The sequence below is a fragment of the Borrelia turicatae 91E135 genome (assembly GCF_000012085.2).
Lineage (GTDB): Bacteria > Spirochaetota > Spirochaetia > Borreliales > Borreliaceae > Borrelia > Borrelia turicatae.
In genome coordinates this window covers 1-24,567 of sequence record NZ_CP019365.1, presented here as the reverse complement: position 1 = coordinate 24,567, position 24,567 = coordinate 1, and the positions used below count along the sequence as shown (strand labels likewise).

At 32.1% G+C, this 24,567-nt stretch carries 20 protein-coding genes and 8 pseudogenes; 4 read left to right on the top strand and 24 right to left on the bottom strand.

Going from position 1 to position 24,567, the window contains the following annotated elements; genetic code table 11:
• Positions 1 to 53: 53 nt before the first annotated feature.
• The 24 genes and pseudogenes from BT0_RS04860 to BT0_RS04750 form a co-directional block, all read right to left on the bottom strand.
• Entirely contained in the window at positions 54 to 1,088 is a 1,035-nt protein-coding gene (locus tag BT0_RS04860; protein ID WP_088895149.1) for a variable large family protein, read from the bottom strand.
• A gap of 263 nt (positions 1,089 to 1,351) precedes the next feature.
• Positions 1,352 to 2,017, bottom strand: a complete 666-nt coding sequence (locus tag BT0_RS04855) for a Vsp/OspC family lipoprotein (RefSeq protein WP_088895148.1) — start codon at positions 2,015 to 2,017, stop codon at positions 1,352 to 1,354.
• Positions 2,018 to 2,134: 117 nt separating this feature from the next.
• Positions 2,135 to 3,157: pseudogene (locus tag BT0_RS04850) on the bottom strand (variable large family protein); the annotation flags it as partial.
• A 247-nt stretch (positions 3,158 to 3,404) separates the two neighbouring features.
• On the bottom strand, positions 3,405 to 3,998 hold the full coding sequence (locus BT0_RS04845) for a Vsp/OspC family lipoprotein (protein ID WP_236842865.1): 594 nt from the start codon (positions 3,996 to 3,998) through the stop codon (positions 3,405 to 3,407).
• A gap of 125 nt (positions 3,999 to 4,123) precedes the next feature.
• A complete protein-coding gene (locus tag BT0_RS04840) occupies positions 4,124 to 5,152 on the bottom strand; it encodes a variable large family protein (protein WP_088895146.1) in 1,029 nt (342 codons plus the stop codon).
• A 225-nt stretch (positions 5,153 to 5,377) separates the two neighbouring features.
• Positions 5,378 to 6,040 carry a Bdr family repetitive protein gene (bdr, locus tag BT0_RS05955; RefSeq protein WP_236842864.1) on the bottom strand — a complete coding sequence of 221 codons (663 nt, stop codon included), beginning with the start codon at positions 6,038 to 6,040 and terminating at the stop codon, positions 5,378 to 5,380.
• A gap of 299 nt (positions 6,041 to 6,339) precedes the next feature.
• Positions 6,340 to 6,615: pseudogene (locus BT0_RS04825) on the bottom strand (variable large family protein); the annotation flags it as partial.
• A gap of 209 nt (positions 6,616 to 6,824) precedes the next feature.
• Complete coding sequence (locus tag BT0_RS05765) at positions 6,825 to 6,986, bottom strand: hypothetical protein (RefSeq protein ID WP_161491420.1); 162 nt, start codon at positions 6,984 to 6,986, stop codon at positions 6,825 to 6,827.
• A 313-nt stretch (positions 6,987 to 7,299) separates the two neighbouring features.
• Entirely contained in the window at positions 7,300 to 8,388 is a 1,089-nt protein-coding gene (locus tag BT0_RS04820) for a variable large family protein (protein ID WP_088895143.1), read from the bottom strand.
• 297 nt (positions 8,389 to 8,685) lie between these two features.
• Positions 8,686 to 9,391, bottom strand: a pseudogene (gene bdr, locus BT0_RS05950) (Bdr family repetitive protein).
• A 300-nt stretch (positions 9,392 to 9,691) separates the two neighbouring features.
• Positions 9,692 to 10,150 (bottom strand): annotated as a pseudogene (locus BT0_RS04810) (variable large family protein); the annotation flags it as partial.
• A 246-nt stretch (positions 10,151 to 10,396) separates the two neighbouring features.
• Complete coding sequence (locus tag BT0_RS04805) at positions 10,397 to 10,915, bottom strand: Vsp/OspC family lipoprotein (RefSeq protein WP_257789429.1); 519 nt, start codon at positions 10,913 to 10,915, stop codon at positions 10,397 to 10,399.
• A 156-nt stretch (positions 10,916 to 11,071) separates the two neighbouring features.
• Positions 11,072 to 12,121 carry a variable large family protein gene (locus BT0_RS04800; RefSeq protein WP_088895140.1) on the bottom strand — a complete coding sequence of 350 codons (1,050 nt, stop codon included), beginning with the start codon at positions 12,119 to 12,121 and terminating at the stop codon, positions 11,072 to 11,074.
• A gap of 198 nt (positions 12,122 to 12,319) precedes the next feature.
• A complete protein-coding gene (bdr, locus tag BT0_RS05945; protein WP_236842863.1) occupies positions 12,320 to 13,015 on the bottom strand; it encodes a Bdr family repetitive protein in 696 nt (231 codons plus the stop codon).
• Positions 13,016 to 13,138: 123 nt separating this feature from the next.
• Complete coding sequence (locus BT0_RS05750) at positions 13,139 to 13,294, bottom strand: hypothetical protein (RefSeq protein ID WP_161491418.1); 156 nt, start codon at positions 13,292 to 13,294, stop codon at positions 13,139 to 13,141.
• A 234-nt stretch (positions 13,295 to 13,528) separates the two neighbouring features.
• Positions 13,529 to 14,527, bottom strand: a pseudogene (locus BT0_RS04790) (variable large family protein); the annotation flags it as partial.
• Positions 14,528 to 14,637: 110 nt separating this feature from the next.
• A pseudogene (locus BT0_RS04785) lies at positions 14,638 to 14,877 on the bottom strand (variable large family protein); the annotation flags it as partial.
• 196 nt (positions 14,878 to 15,073) lie between these two features.
• Positions 15,074 to 16,114 carry a variable large family protein gene (locus BT0_RS04780; RefSeq protein WP_215533926.1) on the bottom strand — a complete coding sequence of 347 codons (1,041 nt, stop codon included), beginning with the start codon at positions 16,112 to 16,114 and terminating at the stop codon, positions 15,074 to 15,076.
• A gap of 119 nt (positions 16,115 to 16,233) precedes the next feature.
• Positions 16,234 to 17,262, bottom strand: a pseudogene (locus tag BT0_RS04775) (variable large family protein); the annotation flags it as partial.
• 247 nt (positions 17,263 to 17,509) lie between these two features.
• Positions 17,510 to 18,049 carry a Vsp/OspC family lipoprotein gene (locus tag BT0_RS04770; RefSeq protein WP_145954709.1) on the bottom strand — a complete coding sequence of 180 codons (540 nt, stop codon included), beginning with the start codon at positions 18,047 to 18,049 and terminating at the stop codon, positions 17,510 to 17,512.
• 140 nt (positions 18,050 to 18,189) lie between these two features.
• Positions 18,190 to 19,176, bottom strand: a pseudogene (locus BT0_RS04765) (variable large family protein); the annotation flags it as partial.
• Between the two features lie 134 nt (positions 19,177 to 19,310).
• A complete protein-coding gene (locus BT0_RS04760) occupies positions 19,311 to 20,300 on the bottom strand; it encodes a variable large family protein (protein ID WP_088895136.1) in 990 nt (329 codons plus the stop codon).
• Positions 20,301 to 20,502: 202 nt separating this feature from the next.
• Entirely contained in the window at positions 20,503 to 21,150 is a 648-nt protein-coding gene (locus BT0_RS04755; RefSeq protein ID WP_088895135.1) for a Vsp/OspC family lipoprotein, read from the bottom strand.
• A gap of 93 nt (positions 21,151 to 21,243) precedes the next feature.
• Positions 21,244 to 21,471: a variable large family protein gene (locus BT0_RS04750; protein ID WP_418214861.1), complete on the bottom strand. Its 228-nt coding sequence runs from the start codon at positions 21,469 to 21,471 to the stop codon at positions 21,244 to 21,246.
• A 468-nt stretch (positions 21,472 to 21,939) separates the two neighbouring features.
• Between BT0_RS04750 and BT0_RS04745 the strand changes: the two genes are divergently transcribed.
• The 4 genes from BT0_RS04745 to BT0_RS04730 are packed head-to-tail and all read left to right on the top strand — an operon-like array spanning position 21,940 to position 24,520.
• On the top strand, positions 21,940 to 23,037 hold the full coding sequence (locus BT0_RS04745) for a plasmid maintenance protein (protein WP_088895133.1): 1,098 nt from the start codon (positions 21,940 to 21,942) through the stop codon (positions 23,035 to 23,037).
• 9 nt (positions 23,038 to 23,046) lie between these two features.
• Entirely contained in the window at positions 23,047 to 23,607 is a 561-nt protein-coding gene (locus BT0_RS04740; protein WP_088895132.1) for a DUF226 domain-containing protein, read from the top strand.
• Positions 23,583 to 24,344 carry a ParA family protein gene (locus tag BT0_RS04735; RefSeq protein WP_088895131.1) on the top strand — a complete coding sequence of 254 codons (762 nt, stop codon included), beginning with the start codon at positions 23,583 to 23,585 and terminating at the stop codon, positions 24,342 to 24,344. The genes BT0_RS04740 and BT0_RS04735 overlap by 25 nt, the downstream gene beginning before the upstream one ends.
• Before the next feature lie 2 nt (positions 24,345 to 24,346).
• On the top strand, positions 24,347 to 24,520 hold the full coding sequence (locus tag BT0_RS04730; protein WP_181005561.1) for a hypothetical protein: 174 nt from the start codon (positions 24,347 to 24,349) through the stop codon (positions 24,518 to 24,520).
• Positions 24,521 to 24,567: the final 47 nt, after the last annotated feature.

Here is a 24,567-nt window from a genome sequence, read left to right as displayed (position 1 = left end):
GATTGCCTTCTAATCTTATTTTTAAGTAATCAATCTAACTATCTATTTTATTGTTAACCTGCTAGTTTTGGGGTTCTTGCTTCATCTATTTTTTCTTTTGCTGTTTTAAGAACATTCTTTACTGTCTTCTTAATTATATCCTCTACTGCTACTAATAACTTATTTACTGCAGTTACTCCTAAGCCTTGTACTTCTTTCCCTCCCCCTGTAACATTATCAGCTGCGCCTGCTGCTAATTTACCTGTCTTAACCAATGAACGTAATGCTATTCCTCCTGCTACTGCTGCTGCTTTAGCATCAGTTGAACCTGCTAAATGGGCATCTGATCCTCCTTTAGCAAAGGAAATGGCACTTGTATCTGCAGTTGCATTGTCTGATAGCTGTGCATCACTTTCTTGTGATGCAATTATTGATTTTAAAATTTCTTCACCACTTACTGTTGATAGTATTACTGCTGCTTTACCTGCATCTGTTGCTGCTGGATTATTACCACTTGTGGCCAATATCTTAGCCCCATCCTTATTATCTGCGCCTCCATTTACTTGTAATGTTATAGTTCCTGCTTTTAATTCTTGAACACCTGAATCTGTTGCAGCTTTTACTATTTCTTTCAATGAATTAAAGGCTTTCTTTAATTCAGTTTCATCTGCCTGTGTTCCTGAACCAACAACATTATTTGCATAACCTACTACATTATTATCACCTATTGTTCCTAATAAATTTACATTTGTTTTTAATATGTTTAAAGCAGCTTTAGCAGCATCAACTGCTTCTTTAATTACCTTGTTTAATAGACTATCTTTAGCGCCCTCTCCTTCTACCTTTGAGTTTTTTGCTACCTCTTCTAATTCTTCAGATGCTTGTCCAAGCTTCATACCTAAACTGTTAAAATAATCTCCTACTTCATCCTTCTTTGTAGTTGATTTAGCAGTAAAACCTAATGTATCTGAGAGTAACTCCAAAAATGAATAAAAGACATTTTCAGCACTTCTACCTACCTCCATTAATACCTCACTTAAACTCTTTCCCCCTGTAGCTGCCTCGCCATCCTTACCAGCTTGTGGTTGTTGACCACTTCCACAACTAATAAGTAAAAATAAGCAATATAAGTTCTTATTAAGTGATAAAACAAGTTAAAATCAAGGAATAAATATAAGTCTAAAAGATAAAAGAAATCAAAGAAATCTTAAGAAGTATAATAAAGAAGTAAAGCAAATAAAGATAGAATAAAAAAGGAAAATAAGCTAAGAGAAGAATTACTCCTAGCTTATTATTTATAGACTTTATTTTATCAGATAATTAAGATTGATTCAAAAGTAATCTTATAATAATTAATTAAATTGTTCATGCTTTAGGTGTTAGAAGGCTTAGTGCTCTCTGACTTAGCAGGTGTTGAAAGCGCATTAATTGCAGATGTTACTGTGGCTTCAGCAGCCTTTAACAACGCATCAACTGCTGTGTTTAGTTCACCAAGCTCTTTAGCTCCGTTTTCCCCATCAGCTTTATTTACACGATCTATAGCTTTTTGTGCATTATCTTTAGTAGCAGCTCCTTGATCAACCCCTAACTCAGCATGTTTGCTCTTGAGTTTATCCAGAAATGCCTTAATTGCAGTTGTAAAACTAATTATTTTCTCATCCAAAATTTGTTCTTTAAAAGATTCCAAAACGCTTAAAGCTTTTGATTTCTTATCTATATCTAATACAATACTATAAACTCCTGACATCAATGAAGTATTTTTATCAGTACTACCATCATCAGTAAGAGTACCGTTATTTTGAATTTTCTTCCCAATAGCCTTAGCAAGCTCATCAATGGACTTAACTAAAGTATGAACTTCTTTAACACTCTTAGCAAAAGCAACAGTGTCCTTTATGTTCTTAGTTATTGTAGCTAGGTCAAGGATTGTGCCATCAGATTTAGCTGCTTGCCCATCTTTAGGAGAAGTCCCTGAATTATTACAAGACATGAGTAAAAATAAAGTCATTAATAACGCACTTAAAGTAATTCTTTTCATTATTACGTGCCTCCTTTTTCTCAGGGGGACAAGACATAAATAAAAGGAAAACAATTCTTATGCAAAGAAGAGTTTTCCTCAAATGACTTTATTTAGTTACGTTTTATTAATAATGCTTTATTGTTGCTGTCCACCAGTTGCTGCTTCTGCAGGTGTAGTAGAATCTGCGAATTTATCTTCTTGTGTAACGGCCGCTAGTGCTTCACTTATTGTTTTTAAACCACTATCAACAGTATTTCTTATTGCTATTATTAGAGTACTTAAAGTTTTACCTACTGCACTAGCAGCTGCCCCATTTGCTGCATGAGCAGATTTTGCTTCATTCTTAGAAGCAAATTTACCATCCTTAGTCATAGCTCTTAAAGCTATACCTCCTGCAATAACTGCATCTTTTTTTGTTGCAGCATCAAGATCATTCTTATCCTCTTTCTTGGCAATAGCAATACTTGCAGCATCTTTTGCTTGATCAATTGCAACATCTTTAGCATCAACAGAGCTAGCAATAGCTTGCAAGATGTCAGCCCCAGTTACAGCACCTATTGATGCACTTGCTGCTCCTGCTATGGCATCAGTACTATTATCTTTAGTACTACCAAACAATTTGGCAATTGATTTTTGCTCATCCTCTGCGGTCTTAGTAGCATCTGCTTTACCCTCATCCTTTTTTAAAACTACGTCAACAATAGTTTTAATTCCTTTAACAAGAGCATTTACACTTGCAGTATCTGCCGGTGCAGCATCTTGACCTGCATTAGTAGCACCACCAATCTTATCTTCTCCTGTAGCCCCTGTTGCTGCTGTTTTAGCCCCTTCTGCAATCTTGTCTAATGTGTTAGTGATAAATGTATCAACAACAGATTTAATTTTTGAGTAATTACCATTCGTAGCAACTTCATCTTTCAATTTCTTTTTAACAGATGTCATAGTGTCAGCAATTTTAGTGAAATACGCTCCTACCTCACTTTTCTTAGTCTCCGCCTTAATACCAAAAGCCCCAGCAACCATATCAGAAAGTGAAGTAAAAACATCTAAGAAGCCTTTACCTAAATTAGCAATAGAGTTTAAGAATGTGGTTTTAGGATCTTCCACCTTAGCACTCCCACTGCCACAGCTAAGAAGTAAAAATAAAGTTACAAATAAGCGATCTAAGTTATTATTAAGTGATAAAACAAGTTAAAATCAAGGTATAAATATAATCTAAAAGATAAAAGTAATCAAAGAAATCTACAAAGTATAATAAAGTAATAAAGCAAATAAATAGAGAATAAAGAAACAAAATAAGCTAAGAGAAGAAAACTCCTAGCTTATTATTTATAGACTTTATTTTATCAGATAATTACCTTAGATTAAAAACCAATCTTATAATAAATAATTAAATTGTTTATCCTTAGTTAGATTGAGTAGGGGAATCTGACTTAGCAGGGATTGAAAGCGCATTTATTGCAGCTGTTACTGCATCTTCAGCAGCCTTTAACAACTCATCAATGACTGTATTGAGTTTAATAAGCTCTGAGGCCCCTTTATCTTTTGTACCATCTGTTACATCTATAACATTTTTTGCATGCGCATCATCAACATCTTCTTTTCCAAGATTGGCATGATCTGCCTTCACTTTAGCTAAAAATGCTGTACTTTCCTTCTTAGCACTACCAACTTTTGCCTTCAAATCACTAGAAAGCCCAACTTTTCCTGCCAATGTCCCTAATTTAGTATCCACAACTTCTATAACACTATATGCTCCTGCAATTAAGGATCCATTATGAGCACTTTCGGTAGCAAGTCCATTAGCATCAATCTTTTTTCCAATAACTTTAGCGAGTTCATCAATGGACATAACTAAAGTATGAACGTCTTTAACACTCTTAGCAAAAGCAACAGTGTCTTTTATGTTCTTAGTTATTGTAGCTAGGTCAATAAGAGTACCATCAGATTTAGCCGCATGCCCATCTTTAGGAATAGTTCCTGAATTATTACAAGACATAAGTAAAAATAAAGTCATAAGTATAATATAAATAAAAGGAAAACGGTTCTTATGAAAAGAAGAGTTTTCCTCAAATGACTTTATTTAGTTATATATTGCTTACTAATCCTATCTAATCATGACTATTAGTTCTTCTTAGTTTCAGAGGTTGTATTATCATTAGTTACAGGAGGAATATCTTCAGGATTAATTTTCATAGCATCTTTAACACCCTTAAGTCCCACGTCAATAGTATTTCTTATTGCTATTGTTAGTGTATTTAATGCTTTTGTTACTGCACTTAAAGCTACTCCCTCTATTGCTTTCTTTGCATCAGCATCACCATCACTAGCACCAGAAAATTTACCATTCTTTGCTATTGCTCGCAGTGCTATTCCTCCTGCTATTATTGCATCTTTTTTATTAGACTCAGCACCTGCACCACCAGCATGCTTAGCTAACGTAACAGCATCATTTTTAACCATAGCTTGTAATATATCAGCTCCGGTTACTGCTCCTACTGCTTTTGCTGCATCAGCTGCTACTTTCTTTGCTTCAGCAGCAGCACCTGCATTAGCATTAGCAAACAGTTTACCTGCACCATTATTATTTCTTGCATTACCATTTTCAGCGTTATTATTATCACCAGCATCAGCACTTCCTTTATTTCCAAGCACCACTTCTACAATCTTTCCAATCCCCTCAATAAGGGACTTAACTGCATTTTCCTCACCAGCAGCACCAACATTAGCAGTACCAACACTAGCAATTGAGTCATTACCTTCAGCACCCTTTACAGCCTCGCTTGCTCCTTCTATTATTTTATCAAGTGTTTCACTAACTAATTTATTTATTGCAGTCTCAGTTGCAGCAGTATTAGGATTATTTTCAGATTTCATATCAGTAACAATTTTTTCAAGGGCTGTCTTAGTAGATGAAAGAGTATCATGTACTTTCTTAAAGTAAACTCCAATATCAGACTTCTTAGTATTAAAACCTAAAACACCTCCAACCATATCAGAAAGTGAAGTAAAAACATTTAAGAAGTCATTACCTAAACTAATAACAGATTTTAAGAATCTGCTCTGAGGATCCTCAGCCTTAGTACTGCCACTGCCACAACTAAGAAGTAAAAATAAAGTCATCAATAACGCACTTAAAGTAATTCTTTTCATTATTACGTGCCTCCTTTTTTCTCAGAGAGCAAAATAAAAGGACAAGATGGCTAACAAGTTTTGAACATAAAATAAAAAAGCTAAAAACACAGATACTTTAACATTTCAGAGACTGTGTGTAATTCAACAATCAACAAAATTGATTGTTTTTAACAAAAAATTGAATTACTTTGTAAAAAAATAATTAACAGAAGGTCAATTAAAGAAGGGGCTAATTAAATAAATTTACTTTACTAATAATGACATTAATGCTAAGAATATTCCTATATTAAGAGTAATAAGGGTACCAAACATCCAATTATGTAATTTTGATGTACTTTTAAATTCCATTCTGTTAATTTCCATATCTTTTCTAACAAGAGAAATTTCATTACTAACAGATGCAACATCAGACTTTAATTCAGCTCTAACAGAATCTATCTTATTATCCAGGTCTTTAATGTCAGATTTTAACTCATTCCTAACGTTATCAATCTTCACATTTAAATTACTTTCAACAATATCTATTTTATTATCAAGTTCATTAAATTTAGTGTCAATCTTCACATTTAAATTACTTTCAACAGAATCTATCTTGTTATCCAGGTCTTTAATATCAGATTTTAACTCATTTCTAACAATGTCAATCTTGTTATCAAGCTCAGTTCTAACAGAAATAATTTCAGATTTCAAACTACGCTCTAACATCTCAAACTTAAGATTAAAATTACTCTCTAAATATTCAATATCTTTATAAGTTAGTTCATTACGGTAATATCTTTTAGAGAGCTCATTTGCAACAAAATCTTGCATACCCATTTTTACAAATTCTTGATATATAATCTCCTCTGTAATATGCCCATTAAAAATTTGTGTATTAGCAACAGAATGTAATGATGAATCTTGCATAAAATCTCCTTATGTAATTATTATATAATATTTTAAGTGTTATAGGAACTTTATAGTTAGTAAAATGTGACTTAAGAAGGTCCCTAAATCTAATATAAATGTTTAGTCTATTTTCTTTATCTTATACAAAGCTCAAATACAATCTTACCATCAATCTGTTGTTAAATGATTGCTATCAATACTATTTAAACCTGAGTATTATTACAAGATATAGATAAAAGGAAAACGAATCTCATAAAGAGAATAGTTTTCCTAAAATGACTTTATTTAGTTATGTATTTGTTATTAATTATTTATTATTATTGTCCACTAGCTGTTACGTCTGTAGGTGTAGTAGAATCTGCAGACTTATCTTCTTGTGTAACTGTAACAAGAGCATCACTTATTGTTTTTAAACCAATATCAACAGTATTTCTTATTGCTATTATGAGAGTACTTAAAGTCTTACCAACAGCACTTGCAGCAACACCATTAACTGCATGAGCGGATTTATCTTCCCCATTTTTAGCAGCAAATTTACCATCTTTAGCCATAGCTATTAAATCTATAGAACTTGCTATGGTTGTATATCTTTTGGATTTTGAATAATAAGTTTTCATCATTACAAATACCATTAGCAAAAGCTAACTCCGCATATTTAGCTTTTGCAACTCTACTATCTTTATTAACAGTAATGTCTTTAATATTTAAGACCCTGTTTTAGCACTAAATAAATTATCAATTTTTTTTATCATACTAAGAGCAAGATTAGTTTTATTTACCCATCCATTTTCTTCTTTCAATACTAAAGTAATAATTTCTCTTCTTCCTTTAACAAGGTTCTTGACACTTGTAATGAAAACACTATCACAATATCAGCAATTGATGCCACATTAGTATCGCCACTAACAGCTTTCTTTGCTCCTGCAGCAATCTTGTCTAATGTCCCCGTAATTAAACTTATCAATCACTCCCTTCACTTATCGTAATCACCATCCTCTGCAACCCAGTGTTTAATTTATCTTTTAATGTTTGCATAGTGGTTTAAACATAGGTAAAATAATTTCCTATATCGCTATTTTTAGTAACAGCCTTAATACAAAAAGCGTCAACCACCATATAACTAAAGAAAGTAAAAACAGATAATAAACTTTTTTTAATCACCATACACTCAATATATAATATCTATACTATACTTAGTTCAATCACTAAAAAAAGGAAAACTACTCAATTTAATGAGTCCCGTTTCCCTTTATGCCTTTATTATTGATTTTTCTTTCCTACTTATCAGTGCCTGCTTCACTTGCCTCAGCAGTAGTTTCAGAGTACTGTATTCCCTTAACTGCTTCTCTTATCTTTTCTAGTTGGCTTGATACTGTTTTCCTAATTATAAAATCAAGTACTCCTAATACCTTATTTACAGCACTTACAGCAGCAGCTTTAACTGCATCAGCTTCATTATTAGCAGCATTAGCACTAAGTTTACCACCTTGAGTCATTGCCTTAAGGGCAACGGCTGCTGCTAAGTCGGCATTGGTAGCTGCCTTAGCACCATTAGCATCAGCAGCATTAGCACCAGTAGCTAATTCTCCTGCATTATTATCAGCACCAGCAGTAAGTTGTTCAGTTTTAGTCTTAGCATCTTTTATCTTTGCAATCATTGCCCATGGATCTGCCTTAGCTACTTCATCTGATAGCTTAGGACCAGCTCCAGCACCTGCAGCAGCATTAGCATTAATAGTAGCAGTTGCAGTTCCCGCCCCATTGGCTACCGGACTACCGGCATTCCCAGCTTCAATCTTGATTCCAGACTTATCTGCTACATCAATAATTTCTTTAACTCCTACAATTATAGCTTCAACACTATCTTTATTAGCTGGTGCTGAAGCATCAGCATTAGCAGTATCCCCAATAGCAGTACCATCATTAGTTACACCAGCAAGTTTAGTCACAGAAGCAATTAATTTATCAAAAACTTCACCAGTTCCTTTAATTACACTCTTAACAGCTTCAATTGTGTTTCCATCAGCACTAGTTACTTCAGATATTTTTCCTGATAGATCGTTTAACTTAGTCTTAGTATCTTCTAATCCTTTCTTTACCTTATTAAGGTGTTCTCCTACTTTACTTTTACTTTTACTATCTGTAGATTTTACTGCGCTAAATCCTAGGATGTCTCCAATAGCATTACCAAAAATCTCTTGAAATCCTTGACCTATTTTAATAAGTGAATCAAAGAAAGAAATTTTAGATTCAGCAGCCAGTTTCTCAGCTTGAAGTTGACCACTTCCACAGCTAATAAGTAAAAATAAAGATATAAGTATAGTTATATTAAAGTTTTTAATTCTCTCATTTAATCTATGCTTCATATTATAGTCCCTCCTTATTGCAAGATAAAAATAAAGTCATCAATAATGCACTTAAAGTAATTCTTTTCATTATTACGTGCCTCCTTATTACCTCAGGGGGCAAAATAGAAGGACAAAATGATTAACAAGTTTTGAACATAAAATAAAAAAGCTAAAAACACAGATACTTTAACATTTCAAAGACTGCGTGTGATTCAACAATTAATCCTGTTAATTGTTGTTAACAAATAATTAAATGATTTTGATAAAAAATAATTGATATGTAATCAATTAAAGAAAGGTAATAATTAAATAAATTTACTTTACTAATAATGACATTAATGCTAAAAATATTCCTATATTAAGTGTAATAAGGGTACCAAACATCCAATTATGCAGGTCTTGATATACTCTTAAATTCAGATGCAGTTTTATCAAGTTTATTATCAAGCTCCACCCTATTAATTTCCATATCTTTTCTAACAAGAGAAACCTCATTTTTAACATTATCAATCTTATTATCCAAGTCTTTAATGTCAGATTTTAATTCACTTCTGACTGTATCAATCTTATTATCCAGTTCATTGAATTTAGTATCAATCTTATTATTAAGATTATTCTCAACTGTATCAATTTTGGTATCTAAGTTTCTAATATCAGATTTTAACTCACTTTTAACGTTGTCAATCTTATTATCAAGCTCATTAAATTTAGTATCAATCTTGATGTTAAGATTATTGTCAACTGTATCAATTTTGGTATCTAAGTCTCTAATATCAGATTTTAACTCATTTTTAACGTTAGCAAATTTATTATCAAGGTCTCTAATATCGGCTTGTAAGGTTGCTTCTACCTTTTCAAGCTTAAGGTTAAAAGTAGTCTCTAAATATTCAATATCCTTGTAAGTCAGTTCATTTTTATAATATCTGTAAGATAAATCAATAGCAATATCTCTATTTATACCAGCTTTAGTAAGTTCATTGATGACCATTTGTTGAGTAACTACTGGTTGAGCAAGACCCATAAAAAACTCCTTATATAATTATTACATAATATTTTAAGTGTTATAGGAACTTTATGTTAGTAAAATATGATTTTCAAGGGTCCTTAAATCTAACATAAAGTGTTTAATCTATTTTCTTTATCTTATCAAAAAGCTCAAATGTAATTTTACCATCAATCTGTTGCTAAAGGCTTGTTATCAATACTATTTAGACTTGAATATTATTACAGATAGTAAAAAAGGAAAACAATTCCCATGAAAGGAGAAGAGTTTTCCTCAAATGACTTTATTTAGTTATGTTTTATTAATAATTCTTTATTGTTACTGTCCACCAGTTGCTGCATCTGTAGGTGTAGTAGAATCTACAGATTTATCTTCTTGTGTAACTGTAGCAAGAGCATCACTAATTGTTTTCAATCCACTATCAACAGTATTTCTAATAGCAATAATAAGAGTACTTAAAGTCTTACCAATAGCATTAGCAGCAACACCATTAACTGCATTAGCATCTTTTTCAGCATTAGCAGCAAACTTACCATTCTTAGCAACAACATCATTTAGTTTGGCTTTAACTGTGTTCATAGTTGTCTCAATAGAAGTGAAGTACTTATCAATATCAGATTTTTTAGTCTCAGACTTAATACCAAAAGCACCAGTAATCATATCAGAAAGTAAAGTAAAAACATCTAAGAAACCTTTACCTAAATTAGCAATAGAAGTTAAGAATAAGGTTTTAGGATCCTCAGTCTTAGCACTGCCACTGCCACAACTAAGAAGTAAAAATAAGCAATATAAGTTATTATTAAGTGATAAAACAAGATAAAATCAAGGCATAAATATAATCTAAAAGATAAAAGTAATCAAAAAAATCTACAAAGTACAATAAAGTAGTAAAGCAAGTAAATATAGAATAAAAAAGGAAAATAAGCTAAGAGAAGAAAACTCCTAGCTTATTATTTATAGACTTTATTTTATCAGATAATTACGATTGATTAAAAAGTAATCTTATAATAATTAATTTCTTAATTAAGACTTAGTAGGCTCTGCCTTAACAGAAGTTGTAAGCTGTGTAATTGCAGCTGTTACTGCAGATTCAGCAGAAGTTAACAACTCATCAATGACTGTATTTAATTTTTTAAGGTCAGAAGCAGAAGCATCGGTTTTATCTATAACTTTTTTTGCTTCTGCATCTTTTTTAACACTTTCATTATCCTTTGCAGAGCTTTTAAATTTAACTAATAAACCATCATTTGCATTTTTGGCCTCATTAACCTTTGCCTTAAGTGCATCAGAGATTCCATCTACCTGCACTAAACTCTCTAATTCACCTTTTACAGCTGATACTACTTGAAATGCCCCTGCAATTAACTGTTCATTTTGATCAGCTGTAAAAGCCTCTAAAGCACCTGTCTCATCTGTTTTAATTTTCTTACCAATAGCTTTAGCGAGCTCATCAACAGACTTAACTAAAGTATGAACTTCTTTAACACTCTTAGCAAAAGCAACAGTGTCTTTTATGTTTTTAGTTATTGTAGCTAGGTCAATAACAGTGCCATCAGATTTAGCTGCTTGCCCATCTTTAGGAGCAGTAGCTGAATTATTACAAGAGATAAATAAAAGGAAAACAATTCTTATGAAAAGAAAAGTTTTCCTAAAATGACTTTATTTAGTTATGTATTTGTTATTAATCATTATTTATTGTTACTGTCCACTAGCTGTTGCGTCTGCAGGTGTAGTAGCTTCTGCAGACTTATCTTCTTGTGTAACTGTAGCAAGAACTGCATTTATTGTTTTCAATCCACTATCAACAGTATTTCTTATTGCTATTATCAGAGTATTTAAAGTCTTACCTACCGCACTTGTTGCTGCTCCATTAACTGCATGAGCAGATTTATCTTCCCCAGTTTTAGCAGCAAATTTACCACCCTTAGCCATAGCTCTTAAAGCAATACCAGCAGCAATAACTGCATCTTTCTGTCCATCTCCAAAATCTTTACCATTAGCATCAGCCTTAGCAGTAGCAATCTCTGCTGCGTTACTTGCTTTATCAATATCTTTATCAGCTTCGGTTAAAGCAGACTTAGCAATAGCTTTTAATATATCAGCCCCAGTTACTGCTCCTATTGATGCACTAGCTGCAGCAGCTTGTGTTTCTGTACCATCAGTATCTTTTTTCCCACTAAATAACTTACCAATTGATTTTTTCTCAGCTTCTTCTGTCTTAGTAGCGCCTGCATCTCCTTCACCATCTTTCAAAACTACACCAACTATATCTTTAATTCCTTTAACTAGGGCATTGACACTTGCTACTTCTGCAGGTGCAGCATCTTGACCTGCTTTAACAGCATTACCAATAGCATCGCTACTAGTAGCCCCACTAGCAGCTGTCTTAGCCCCATCAGCGATCTTGTCTAATGTGTTAGTGATAAATGTATCAACAACAGATTTAACTTTTGGATAATTACCATGCGCTGTAACTACAGTGTTTAACTTCTCTTTAACAGATGTCATAGTATTTGCAATATCAGTAAAATACTTCCCTACTTCACTCTTTTTAGTCTCAGCTTTAATGCCAAAAGCACCAGTAATCATATCAGAAAGAGAAGTAAAAACATCTAAGAAACCCTTACCTAAATTAGCAATAGAAGTTAAGAATAAGGTTTTAGGATCCTCAGCCTTAGCACTCCCACTGCCACAACTAAGAAGTAAAAATAAAGTCATTAATAACGCACTTAAAGTAATTCTTTTCATTATTACGTGCCTCCTTATTACTTAGGGTAGGCAAGATGGTTAAAAACCTTTGATAAAGCATAAAAACAGAAGATAAAAGAATAAGTACTTTAACATTGCAGAGATTGTGTGTGATTCAACGATTAATGAAGTTAAATTGTATTTAAAAATTTAGTGTTTTGTAAAAAAAATAATTGATAATATATCAATTAAATAAATTCACTTTACTAACAATGACATTAATGCTAAAAATATTCCTATATTAAGGGTAATAAGAGTACCAAACATCCAACCATGAAGTCTTAGTGTACTCTTAAGTTCCATTTTGTTAACATCAATCTTAGTATCGAGATCTTTAATATCAGATTTTAATTCACTTCTAACGTTATCAATCTTAGTATCGAGGTCCTTAATGTCTGATTTCAGTTCACTTCTAACGTTGTCAATCTTGTTATCAAGTTCATTAAATTTAGTATCAATCTTATTATTAAGATTATTTTCAACAGTGTATATCTTAGTATTAAGTTCATTGAATTTAGTATCGAATTTATTGTCCAGGTCTCTAATATCAGATTTTAAGGTTGTCTCAACCCTTTGAATCTCAGCTTGTAATAGTGATTCAACTTTTTCAAGCTTAAGGTTAAAATTATTCTCAACAGTATTAATCTTGTTATCAAGTTCATTAAATTTAGTATCGATTTTGGTATCAAGTTCATCCTTAACACTACTAATCTCATCTTCTAAGTGTTTCAACTTTATATCAAAGTTCTCTTTTAAGAATTCAATATCTTTATAAGTCAGTTCATTTTTATAATATCTGTAAGAGAGATCAATAGCAATATCTTTACTTATACCAGCCTTGGTAAGTTCTGATATAACCATTTGTTGAGTAATAACTGGTTGAGCAAGTCCCATAAAAACACTCCTTATGTAATTATTATATAATATTTTAACTATTATAGGAAACTTATTTTAGTAAAATGCGCTTAAGAGTACGCACTCCCAAAGTCAATAACATATATGATGCTGAGAGGCTATCTAATGAATCATCATTACTTTTACCATCTGCTTAGATGTAGCAAATGGCTCTATTAATGTAGCAATTTTAGTAAATTTATTACTTATAGGTTTAATTGGAGCAATCCTAAACTTATGACTCATACGTACTCTAAGATTAAGAAAGGTTTTAGTCACATTCCCATGCCCAGAAGTGTTATCCCTATCTTCAAAATAAAGTGTTAGGTCAATTTCCTTTGGTTTATCAAAAAGCTCAAATACAGTATTACCATCAATCTGTTGTTAAAGGATTGCTATCAATACTATTTAGACCTAAGTATTATTACAGATAGTAAAAAAGGAAAACAATTCTTATGAAAAGAAAAGTTTTCCTCAAATGACTTTATTTAGTAGACTATTTAATTAGATAATTTATTTAGCAGCAGCGGGTTGAATAGTAGTAGCTTCAGTTGCTTCAATAGTAGTTTCAGAGTACTTTATTCCCTTAACAGCTTCTCCTACTTTATCTAGTTCGCTTTCTACTGTTTTCTTAATTATTATATCTAGTACTCCTAATACCTTATTTACAGCACTTGCTGCTGCTGCCTTCACTGCTTCAGCATCATCATTAGCAGCACTAAATTTACCACCTTTAGTCATAGCTTTAAGAGCAACAGCTGCTACCAGATCAGCATTGGTTTTTGCACCATTATGATTATCACCACCATTACCAGCAATACCAACTGCAAGTACACCAGCTTCATTATTATCACCAGCAGCAAGAGCACCTTCAAATTTAGCATTCTTAATCTTATCAATCATAGCCCATGAATCAGCTTTAGTAACCTCATCAGCTAGCTTAGAACCAGCACCTGCTGCAGGTGCTGCGGCATCAGCTTTACCAACAAGTGCTGCTCCAGCAGTAGCAGCACCCCCAGCTACCTGCACACCAGCATTTCCAGCTTTAACCTTTACTCCAGACTTATCTGCTACATCAATAATTGCTTTAACTTCTTCAATAACAGTTTTAACGCTAGCCACTTCAGCCCCAACAGCAACAGCATTAGCACCAGCACCATCAGAAATATCAGTATCACCAGTAGCTCCAGCAAGTTTAGTTACAGAGTCAATTAGTTTTACAATAACGTCACTAGCACTTTTAATTGTAGCCTCAACTCCTGTAGTATCAGCATGAGGAGTAGAAGTTATGTCTTTTACTAAACCATCTAATTTACCTTTAGTATCTTCTAAACCTTTTCTTATCTTATCAAAGTGTTCACCAACTTTACTTCTCTTATCACCAGATTTAACAGCTGTAAATCCAAAAGCATCCCCAATAGCATTACCAAAAACGCCAAAAATCTCTTGAAATCCATGACCTATTTTGATAAGTGAATCAAAGAAAGAAATTTTAGATTCAGTAGCCAATTTAACTTCTTAAGTTTAATCACAACAATATAGAAGGCAATCTTAGATATAAATCTAAGATTGCCTTCTACTCTCATCACTAAATAATCTAAATATCTATTTTAACCTTATTATTATTCCTTTTCTTTTAAATTTATCATTCCCTTCCCTGATCTTGCTTCGTCTATTTTTTCTTTTGCTATTTTAAGAATATTCTTTACTGTCTTCTTAATTAGATCCTCTGCTGCTACTAATAGCTTAGTTACAGCAGTTACGCCTGCCGATTGTACTGCTTTTGCATCCGCTGAATGTGATACATGATCTGCTTGCCCCCCTTTTGCAAATTCCAATGGAGTTGTATTCCCATTTGCTGCTCCTGCTCTTTACTAATTACACATACCTTACTAATTCCACACTTAACTTTGCGTAATCTATTTAATCACCATACACTCAATATGTAATCTATACTATACTTAGTTCAATTACCCTATTAACTAAAAAAGGAAAACTACTCAATTTAATGAGTCCCGTTTCCCTTTAATGCCTTTATTATTGATTTTTATTTTCTACTTACTTACCAGTGCCTGACTCACTTGTTTCTACTGGCATATCTTCTTGTTTAACGGCCGCTAGTGCTTCACTTATTGACTTTAAACCAGTATCAACAGTATTTCTTATTGCAAGCATAAGAGTGCCAAGTGTCTTTGAGACAGCACTGGCTGCTGCTCTATTTACTATAGGTACAGCATCATTTTCACCACTCTTAATAGCAAATTGACCACCTTTAGCCATTGCCCGCAGTGCTATTCCTCCTGCTATTACCGCGTCCTTTTTTGCATCATTTTTAATCTCTTTTTTACCATTATCTTTCTTAGCAGCAGCAATACTTGCAGCATCTGTAGCATCTTCAATATTTTTACTATTATCGACATTACCAGACTTAACTATAGCTTGCAAGATATCTGCTCCACTTACAGCTCCAATTGATGCACTTGCTGCTGTAGCTTCTTTCGCTTCTGCAGCATTAGCTTTCACTTCACTAAACAACTTACCAATGTATTTCTTATCTTCACCCTCATCTTTAGTAGCATTAGCGGATGCATCTCCTTTGCCTTTTAATACCACATCAACAATAGTTTTAATTCCTTTAACAAGTGCATTTACACTTGCTGCATCTGCATGTACAGCATCCTTATCTACAGTAGCATCTCCAATAGTACTATTATCCCCAGCACCACTTGCTGCAATCTTTGCTCCATCAGAAATCTTGTCTAATATACCTGCTATAAATTTATTAACTACTTCCTTTATCTTTGGATAGTTACCATTCGTAGCAACAACATCATTTAGTTTGGCTTTAACTGTGTTCATAGTGTTTTCAATATCAGTAAAATACTTACCAATGTCAGATTTCTTAGTCTCAGCTTTAATGCCAAAGGCCCCAGCAACCATATCAGAAAAGGAAGTAAAAACATCTAAGAAACCTTTACCTAAATTAGCAATAGAAGTTAAGAATAAGGTTTTAGGATCTTCCACCTTAGAACTCCCACTGCCACAACTAAGAAGTAAAAATAAAGTCATTAATAACGCACTTAAAGTAATTCTTTTCATTATTACGTGCCTCCTTATTAACTCAAGGGGGCAAGATATAAATAAAAGGAAAACAATTCTCATGAAAAGAAAAGTTTTCCTCAAATGACTTTATTTAGTTATGTTTTATTAATAATTCTTTACTGTTTTTGTCCACTAGCTGTTGCGTCTACAGGTGTAATAGAATCTACAGCTTTATCTTCTTGTGTAACTGTAGCAAGAACATCACTTATTGACTTTAAACCAGTATCAACAGTATTTCTTATTGCTATTATGAGAGTACTTAAAGTTTTACCAACAGCATTAGCAGCAACACCATTAACTGCATCAGCATCTTTAGCATTGTTATTAGCAGCAAACTTACCATCCTTAGCCATAGCTCTTAATGCTATTCCCGCAGCAATCACTGCATCTTTCTTAGCTTCTGCCTCTTTAATTTCTTTTTTGTCGTTAACAGCCGGAGCAATAGAAATCTCAGCAGCATCTGTAGCTTTTTCAATTCCATTAGCATTATCAACTTGAGGATCTTCTTTGGATTTCGCAATAGCTTGTAAAATATCAGCACCAGTCACTGAACCAACACTTGCTGATGCCTTTGCAATATTTTCTTCTTTTGCATCAGCTTTACCATTATCATCAGCAAATAACTTACCAACGTCCTTTTTATCCTCTCCTGTTTTAGTAGCACCTGCATTTCCCTCATCCTTTTTTAGAACCACTTCAACAATAGTCTTAATCCCTTTAACAAGAGAAACAACTGAATCCTTGCTAGCAGGAGTAGCCCCATGTCCAGTTGCAGTAGCATTACCAATAACATCACCAGTAGCCCCTTTAGCAGCTGTCTTAGCTCCTTCAGCGATCTTATCTAATGTCTCAGTGATAAATGTATCAACGACTGATTTAACTTTCAAGTAATTTCCGTTCTTAGCAACTTCTGTCTGTAACTTCTCTTTAACAGATGTCATAGTCTTTTCAATATCAGTGAAATACTGACCAATATCAGATTTTTTAGTGTCAGCTTTAATACCAAAAGCCCCAGCAACCATATCAGAAAGTGAAGTAAAAACATCTAAGAACCCTTTACCCAAATTAGCAATAGAAGTTAAGAATAAGGTTTTAGGATCTTCAGTCTTAGTACTACCACTGCCACAACTAAGAAGTAAAAATAAGTAATCTAAGTTATTATTAAGTAATAAAACAAGGTAAAATCAAGGAATAAATAAGTCTAAAAGATAAAAGAAATCAAAGAAATCTTAAGAAGTATAATAAAGAAGTAAAGCAAGTAAAGAGAGAATAAAAAAACAAATTAAGCTAAGAGAAGAAAACTCCTAGCTTATTATTTATAGACTTTATTTTATAAGAAAATAACGATTGATTAAAAAGTAATCTTATAATAATAAATTAAATTGTTTACTCTTAGTTAGATTGAGCAGTAGATGCTGACTTAGCAGGAGTTGAAAGCGCATTTATTGCAGCTGTTACTGCATCTTCAGCAGCCTTTAACAACGTATCTATTGCTGTATTAAGCTCTTCAAGTTCTTTTGCTCCTTTAGTCTTAGTAGCATTATTTCTATCTATGGCTTCCTTTGCATTAGCACTAGAAACAGCTGCTGAAGCCGCACCAAGAGTAGCATTTTCTGACTTCAATTTATTCAAAAATGCTGTACTTTTCTGCTTAGCAGAAATAACTTTATCCTTTATCCCAGCAAATTTTTCAGACTTACCTTCTAATGCTGTCAATTTAGAGTCTGCATCAGCCATTATTTGATATGCCCCTGCAAGCAATGTTCCATTTAAATTATCAGTATCATCTTGAAGACCACCTGCTTGAATTTTCTTTTTAATAGCTTTAGCGAGCTCATCAATAGATTTAACTAAGGTATGAACGTCTTTAACATCTTTAGCAAAAGCAACAGCATCAGTAATGTTTTTAGTTATTGTAGCTAGGTCAAGGATTGTGCCATCAGATTTAGCTGCTTGCCCATCTTTAGGAGCAGTTCATGAATTATTACAAGAGATAAATAAAAGGAAAACAATTCTTATAAAGAGAAAAGTTTTCCTAAAATGACTTTATTTAGATTATTTAAATAGATAATTTATTTAGTAACAGTAGGTTGAGTAGTACTGGTTTCAGTTGCTTCAATAGTAGTTTCAGAGTACTTTATTCCTTTAACAGCTTCTCTTATCTTATCTAGTTCACTTGCTACTGTTTTCCTAATGATAAAGTCAAGTATACCTAGTACCTTATTTACAGCAGTTACAGCAGCAGCTTTAACTGCACCATCTTCATTTTCAGCAGGTTGAGTAAATTTACCACCTTTAGTCATAGCTTTAAGAGCTACAGCTGATGATAAGTCTGCATTAGTAGCTGCTGTAACATTAGCAGCACCGGTTCCAGTAGCTAATTCTCCAGCATCGTTATTGGCATTAGCACTAAGGGCACCTTCTTTGGTTTTAGCATCTTTAATTTTATTAATCATAGCCCATGGGTCTGCTTTAACAACTTCATCTGCTAATTTTGCAGCATCACCTGCAGCAGCTCTAGCATTTCCACCAGCAAGTACTTTAGGTCCATTACCATTTTCTACAGAATTACCAGCGGTTCCTTTTTCAATCTGTACACCAGACTTTTCGGCAGTCTCAATTATAGCTTTAACTTCTTTAATAATAGCTTTAACGCTAATCTTGTCAGCACCATCAGCACCAGCATTAGCATCAGCCCGAGCATCACCAATATCAGTACTATCATTAGTTACCCCAGCAAGTTTAGTTACAGAGTCAATTAGTTTTACAATAACGTCACTAGCACCTTTAATTGTAATCTCAACTCCTGTAATATCAGCATGAGGAGCAGAAGCGATGTCTTTAGCTAACCCATCTAATTTATCTTTAGTAGTTGTAAGCCCATCACCTATTTTCTTAAAGTGTTCACCAACTTTACTTCTCTTATCACCCGATTTAACAGCTGTAAGTCCCAAAGTATCCCCAATAGCATTACCAAAGATGCCAAAAATCTCTTGAAATCCTTGACCTATTTTAATAAGTGAATCAAAGAAAGAAATTTTAGATTCAGCAGCTAATTTCTCAGCTTGAAGTTAATTACAACAATATAGAAGGAATCTGAGACGCATCTCCAAGATTGCCTTCTAATCTTATTTTTAAGTAATTAATATATCTATCTTATTTATTAATATATCTATCTTATTTATTAATATATCTATCTTATTTGCTGACCTGCTGATTTTGGAGCTCTTGCTTTATCTATTTTTTCTTTCGCTGTTTTAAGAACATTCTTTACTGTCTTCTTAACTATATCTTCTACTGCTACTAATAACTTATTTACTGCAGCTACTCCTACAGCTTGTACTTCTCCTTGTCCTCCTTGTGCATCTGCACCTGCTAGGTGAGCTGCATTACCCCCTTTAGCAAAGGAAATGGCACTTGTCTGTGCAGTTGCATTAGCTACTAGTGCTGCATCACCTTCTTTTGACGCAACTATTGATGCTAGCATTTCCTCATCACTTACTGTTGATAGTATTGCTGCTTTACTTGAATCCCCTGCTGTTGCTGCTAAATCGGTACCTAATATCTTAGCCCCATCTTTATTATCTGTTCCATTACCTACTTTTACCGCTATATCTCCTGCTTTTGGCTTTGCAACACCTTCTGTAGTAGCTGTATCTACAATTCCTTTCAATGCCTTAAAGAAAGCCTTTAATTCAGCATCAGCTGCTGCTGTTCCTGCAGCATTAGTTGCTGCTTCACCTACCTTGTTAGCATCACCTGTCCCTTTTAAGGAGTCTAAATAACCTTTTAATGTGATTAAAATAGTCTTAGCAGCATCAATAGCTACTCTAATAGAATTTTTGGATGCATCGTTTTTATCGACATCTGCTGTTGATTTAACTGCTACTTGTTCTAACTCTTCTGATGCTTCTCCAAGTTTCTTACCTAAAGCAGTAAAATATTTTCCTACATCCTCTTTCTTTGTAGTTGATTTAGCAGTAAAACCTAATGTATCTGAGATTAATGTCATAAATGAGTAAAAGACATTTTCAGCACTTCTACCTAATTCAATTAGAGAATTGCTTACTGCTGTCCCAGGACTACCTGAGCTTGCAGCCTGTTGACCACTGCCACAACTAAGAAGTAAAAATAAAAAATAGAAGTTATTATTAAGTAATAAAACAAGATAAAAACAATACATAAATATAAATCTAAAATTAATAAGTAATCATAAGAAATCTAAAGAAGTATAATAAAGTAGTAAAGCAAGTAGAGAAAGAATAAAGAAACAAAAAAAGCTAAGAGAAAAAAACTCCTAGCTTATTATTTATAGACTTTATTTTATCAGATAATTACGATTAATTAAAAAGTAATCTTATAATAAATAATTAAATTGTTTATCCTTAGTTAGATTGAGCAGGAGCATCTGACTTAGCAGGGGTTGAAAGCGCATTTATTGCAGCTGTTACTGCAGCTTCAGCAGCAGTTAACAAAGCATCAATTTCTGTATTGAGCTTAACCAACTCATCAACTCCTTTATCTTTAGTACCATTACTTACAAGTATGGCGGCTTTAGCATCGGCATCACTAGCACCTTCTTTACCAAGCTCTGTATGCTTTGATTTCACTTTATCTAAGAATGCCCTACTTGCGATCTTAGAACTAGTAACCTTTGTCTTAAGTGTATCAGAAAGTCCAACTGTATCCTCTAAAGACTTTAATTTAGTTTCTACAGTCAATATTACTTGAAACGCACCTGAAATTAAAGAACCATTATGAGCACCATCATTAGCAAATTGATCAGAATTTTGTTGAATTTTCTGACCAATAGCTTTAGCAAGTTCATCAATGGACTTAACTAAGGTATGAACGTCTTTAACACTCTTAGCAAAAGCAACAGTGTCTTTTATGTTCTTACTTATTGTAGCTAGGTCAATAACAGTGCCATCAGATTTAGCTGCTTGCCCATCTTTAGGAGAAGTCCCTGAATTATTACAAGACATGAGTAAAAATAAAGTCATTAATAACGCACTTAAAGTAATTCTTTTCATTATTACGTGCCTAATTTTTTACTCAGAGGACCAGACATAAATAAAAAGAAAACAATTCTTATGAAGAGAAATGTTTTCTTAAAATGATTTTATTTAGTTATGTTTATTGTTATTAAATCTTAACTGGTTTTTCTTAGCTTCAAGGATCTGCTCATCAGTAGTTAAAGAAGTATCAGTAGAATTAATTTTCATAGCATCTTGAACGGTTTTAAGACCTATGTCAATTGTTTTTCTTATTGCTATAGTTAAAGTACCCAATGCTTTAGTGACTATACTTACTGCCACATCTTTAACTGCAAGAGCATAATCATTATCAGCAATATTGAACCATCAAATTTACCACCTTTAATCATGGACCTTAAATCTATAACAACTGTTATAATAATATCTTCAGCATTACATTGACAGCATCAATAACAGAACTATCACCATGTTTAGCCTATAACCTGTAATATGTCAGCCCCAATTACTGCTACGACAGTTTTAGCGACATTAACTACTGATTTTTTAGGATCAGAATTCATAGCAACACTACCCAGTAGTGTTATCACCTATAATACCAATAGTCTAATTAACAGTCTTAGTACATTAGATTATTTTATTAAGTAGATCACAAAGATATTAAATCTCAACCACTACTTTTTTAGCATTTATTTTTGGGATATTTGTATTCATTTGATACTCCTATAATGTATTTACTAAAAATATTTTTATTATAAACAGGTTTACTTTTTCACAGATATTGCATTATCATAGTTAGTAGTAAATTCACAAATTAGGAGATTAAGTATGAAAAGTACAAAAAAGACTACCAACAAATACCAACACAAGTTAATCGTTTTAATATCTACACTAAATTATATGAACTTAAATCTTAAGCAATACAATCAAAGCAACATACTTTATTATTTCAATAATAATATGAAAAAAAATGACCAAAAACCTGTTAAACTTAAAACTCTACAAAGTTATCTTTATAAATTAGAAAAAGAATTTAAAGTAACAATTAATTATCACAGACATTTGGGGGTTAACATGGGTACTGAAGTTTATTACAAACTTAAATACTCTAAAAAAGAATGTTACCGCATAATCAACAAACACTTTAGAGATAAAAAAGAGGAAAGACACGAAAATCGTGTTAATGCATATCTTGAAAAGACTTGCACTAAAAATAGCAGTGTAGAAAAATGGGAGTGTTTATATAATAAATATAATAAAAAAGAAGAAGATAAAAACAACACAAAATACATAGAAAGATTAAAAGTAGAAAAGTACGCTAAAAAATGCAATTTTAAATCAAATGCTTTCTTCTCTATTTTGAATTTAGAAGCAGACAAAGATTTTAAAATTCAAGCACTGAAAGCCATTAAAATAGCTGAAAATAGTGGGTATGAAAAAATAAGTGATACTAAACCAAATAACACTAAACTTGAGAGTAAACAAAAAGAATTAAGTAAAATACTAAATGAGACAAAAGCTAATCTAAAGAATGAAGGATATGACAGCAAACAATTAGAGAGCCAAATACAAAATGTGTATGAACAATATAAAAACAAACCTCACTTTATCATAGAAAGAGATAAATACAGTGATTTAAAGAAAATAATAGGAAAACTTAAAAAAACAGTTGAATATACTAATAAAAACACACAAAAAAATGAGAGAGACATTAGGAATAACGTATTTAGCATACTTCTTGAACAATTAAGACATAAAGTGGACATATCGGTTTTGGTACCAATATTAAAGAATTATTTAAGCAGACAGAACACATTAGAATATAACAAGGTATTTAGTAACCATTACCACTACGAACTTTTAGAGTTAATGGAAGATAATAAAGATTATTTACAATTAGGAGAATCTAAAAAAGTTACAAGTTAAGGATTAGTTATGAAGAATGTATTAGAACGCCTTAAAGAAAAAAAGTTAGAAATTAAGGATAAAAGGGATAATTCTATCTTTTTACAGATAGAGAACAATAACAATAAAACATTGTACCATACAAAAGTTATGACGGACTTTTATACATTTGCCATTAATAAAAATCAGCAATACAAATTCTTTATCGCATTTAGAGGTTTATTCAATAGGAAAAGAATAAGCAATTTTCACCTATTTTCTTTAAGAGATGATGATAAATTTTTAGGCATTTATTATGGGTATAGAAAACCAATAAAAAATGTGATTAGAAAATATGAAGATAATGGGGTTATAAAGGCATCTATGCTTTCAAAAGTTTATTACATAGAATTTAGATTTAAAAAAGGTAGCGTGTTTTGTTATCTTGTAGGAATTGCTTATTTGCTTAAAAAAGAAAAAGCTAATAAGAAATATTACGATTCTTTAATTAAGACATTTTTAAGGCTGGAGAAACAAGTATATGAATTTTACAATAAAAAATTGATAGATGGGGGTATTATAACTAAATGGATAGAAAAAAACCTAAAATAATTACTATTGCTTCAATTAAAGGAGGTGTTGGAAAAAGTACAAGTGCTATAATATTTGCAACGCTTTTAAGCGAAAATTATAAAGTACTGTTAATTGATATGGATACCCAGGCTTCAGTTACTAGTTATTTTTACGATAATCTAGAAGATCAAAATTTGAATCTTACAGTTCAAAATATTTATGAAGTATTAATTGATAAAATAAATATAAATTCGCCAATTATTAAAATAAATGACAATTTGAGTTTATTGCCGAGTTATTTAAATTTACATTTCTTTCATAATGATAATATTGCTTTTAAAGAATTAAGATTTAAACAAAGTTTGAAGTTACTGCATCACGTATATGATTATATAATCATTGATACAAGTCCTAGTTTAGATATTATTTTAACAAATGCTTTAGTTTGTAGTAATTATATAATAGTTCCAATGACAGCTGAGAGATGGTCATTTGAAAGTTTAGAGATATTAGAATTTTTTTTAAGAAAATTAAAATTTAATATACCTATTTTTGTTTTGGTAACTCGTTTTAAAAAAAATAATACCCGTAAGAATTTATTAGTCATGATAAAAGAAAAGGTTGATTTTTTAGGTATTGTATCTGAAAGGGAGGATTTAAACAAAAGAATTGCACAAAATGATGCATTTGATCTTAACAAAGATTATATAAAAGAATATCAGACGGCTATTTACGAGTTTTTCCGTAATACGGAAAAAAGTAATGGAGGAGGTTAATTGTGAATATCAAAATAACTAAGCGTGTTATTGAAAATGAAAATCAAGATTTAACTAATTTAGATGATAAAAATAAAACAGTAAAATATTATCTTTCTTTGAAAGAAAGATTAGTATTCAATTTTCAAAAGGAAATACTTAATAAAATAGAAAATATTCATAAGCCTGGGTTTTAGCAATTTTATAATTTTTAGTAAATAAGGGGATATTCGCGGCCGTAAAA

Coding starts and splice junctions, on each gene's coding strand:
- BT0_RS04735 (WP_088895131.1), top strand. CDS start 23,583: ATGGATAGAAAAAAACCTAAAATAATTACTATTGCTTCAATTAAAGGA.
- BT0_RS04800 (WP_088895140.1), bottom strand. CDS start 12,121: ATGAAAAGAATTACTTTAAGTGCGTTATTAATGACTTTATTTTTACTT.
- BT0_RS04740 (WP_088895132.1), top strand. CDS start 23,047: ATGAAGAATGTATTAGAACGCCTTAAAGAAAAAAAGTTAGAAATTAAG.
- BT0_RS04855 (WP_088895148.1), bottom strand. CDS start 2,017: ATGAAAAGAATTACTTTAAGTGCGTTATTAATGACTTTATTTTTACTC.
- BT0_RS04755 (WP_088895135.1), bottom strand. CDS start 21,150: ATGAAAAGAATTACTTTAAGTGCGTTATTAATGACTTTATTTTTACTC.
- BT0_RS04745 (WP_088895133.1), top strand. CDS start 21,940: ATGAAAAGTACAAAAAAGACTACCAACAAATACCAACACAAGTTAATC.
- BT0_RS04840 (WP_088895146.1), bottom strand. CDS start 5,152: ATGAAAAGAATTACTTTAAGTGCGTTATTGATGACTTTATTTTTACTT.
- BT0_RS04780 (WP_215533926.1), bottom strand. CDS start 16,114: ATGAAAAGAATTACTTTAAGTGCGTTATTAATGACTTTATTTTTACTT.
- BT0_RS04845 (WP_236842865.1), bottom strand. CDS start 3,998: ATGTCTTGTAATAATTCAGGAACTATTCCTAAAGATGGGCATGCGGCT.
- BT0_RS04820 (WP_088895143.1), bottom strand. CDS start 8,388: ATGAAGCATAGATTAAATGAGAGAATTAAAAACTTTAATATAACTATA.
- BT0_RS04760 (WP_088895136.1), bottom strand. CDS start 20,300: ATGTATTGTTTTTATCTTGTTTTATTACTTAATAATAACTTCTATTTT.
- bdr (WP_236842864.1), bottom strand. CDS start 6,040: ATGCAAGATTCATCATTACATTCTGTTGCTAATACACAAATTTTTAAT.
- bdr (WP_236842863.1), bottom strand. CDS start 13,015: ATGGGACTTGCTCAACCAGTTATTACTCAACAAATGGTTATATCAGAA.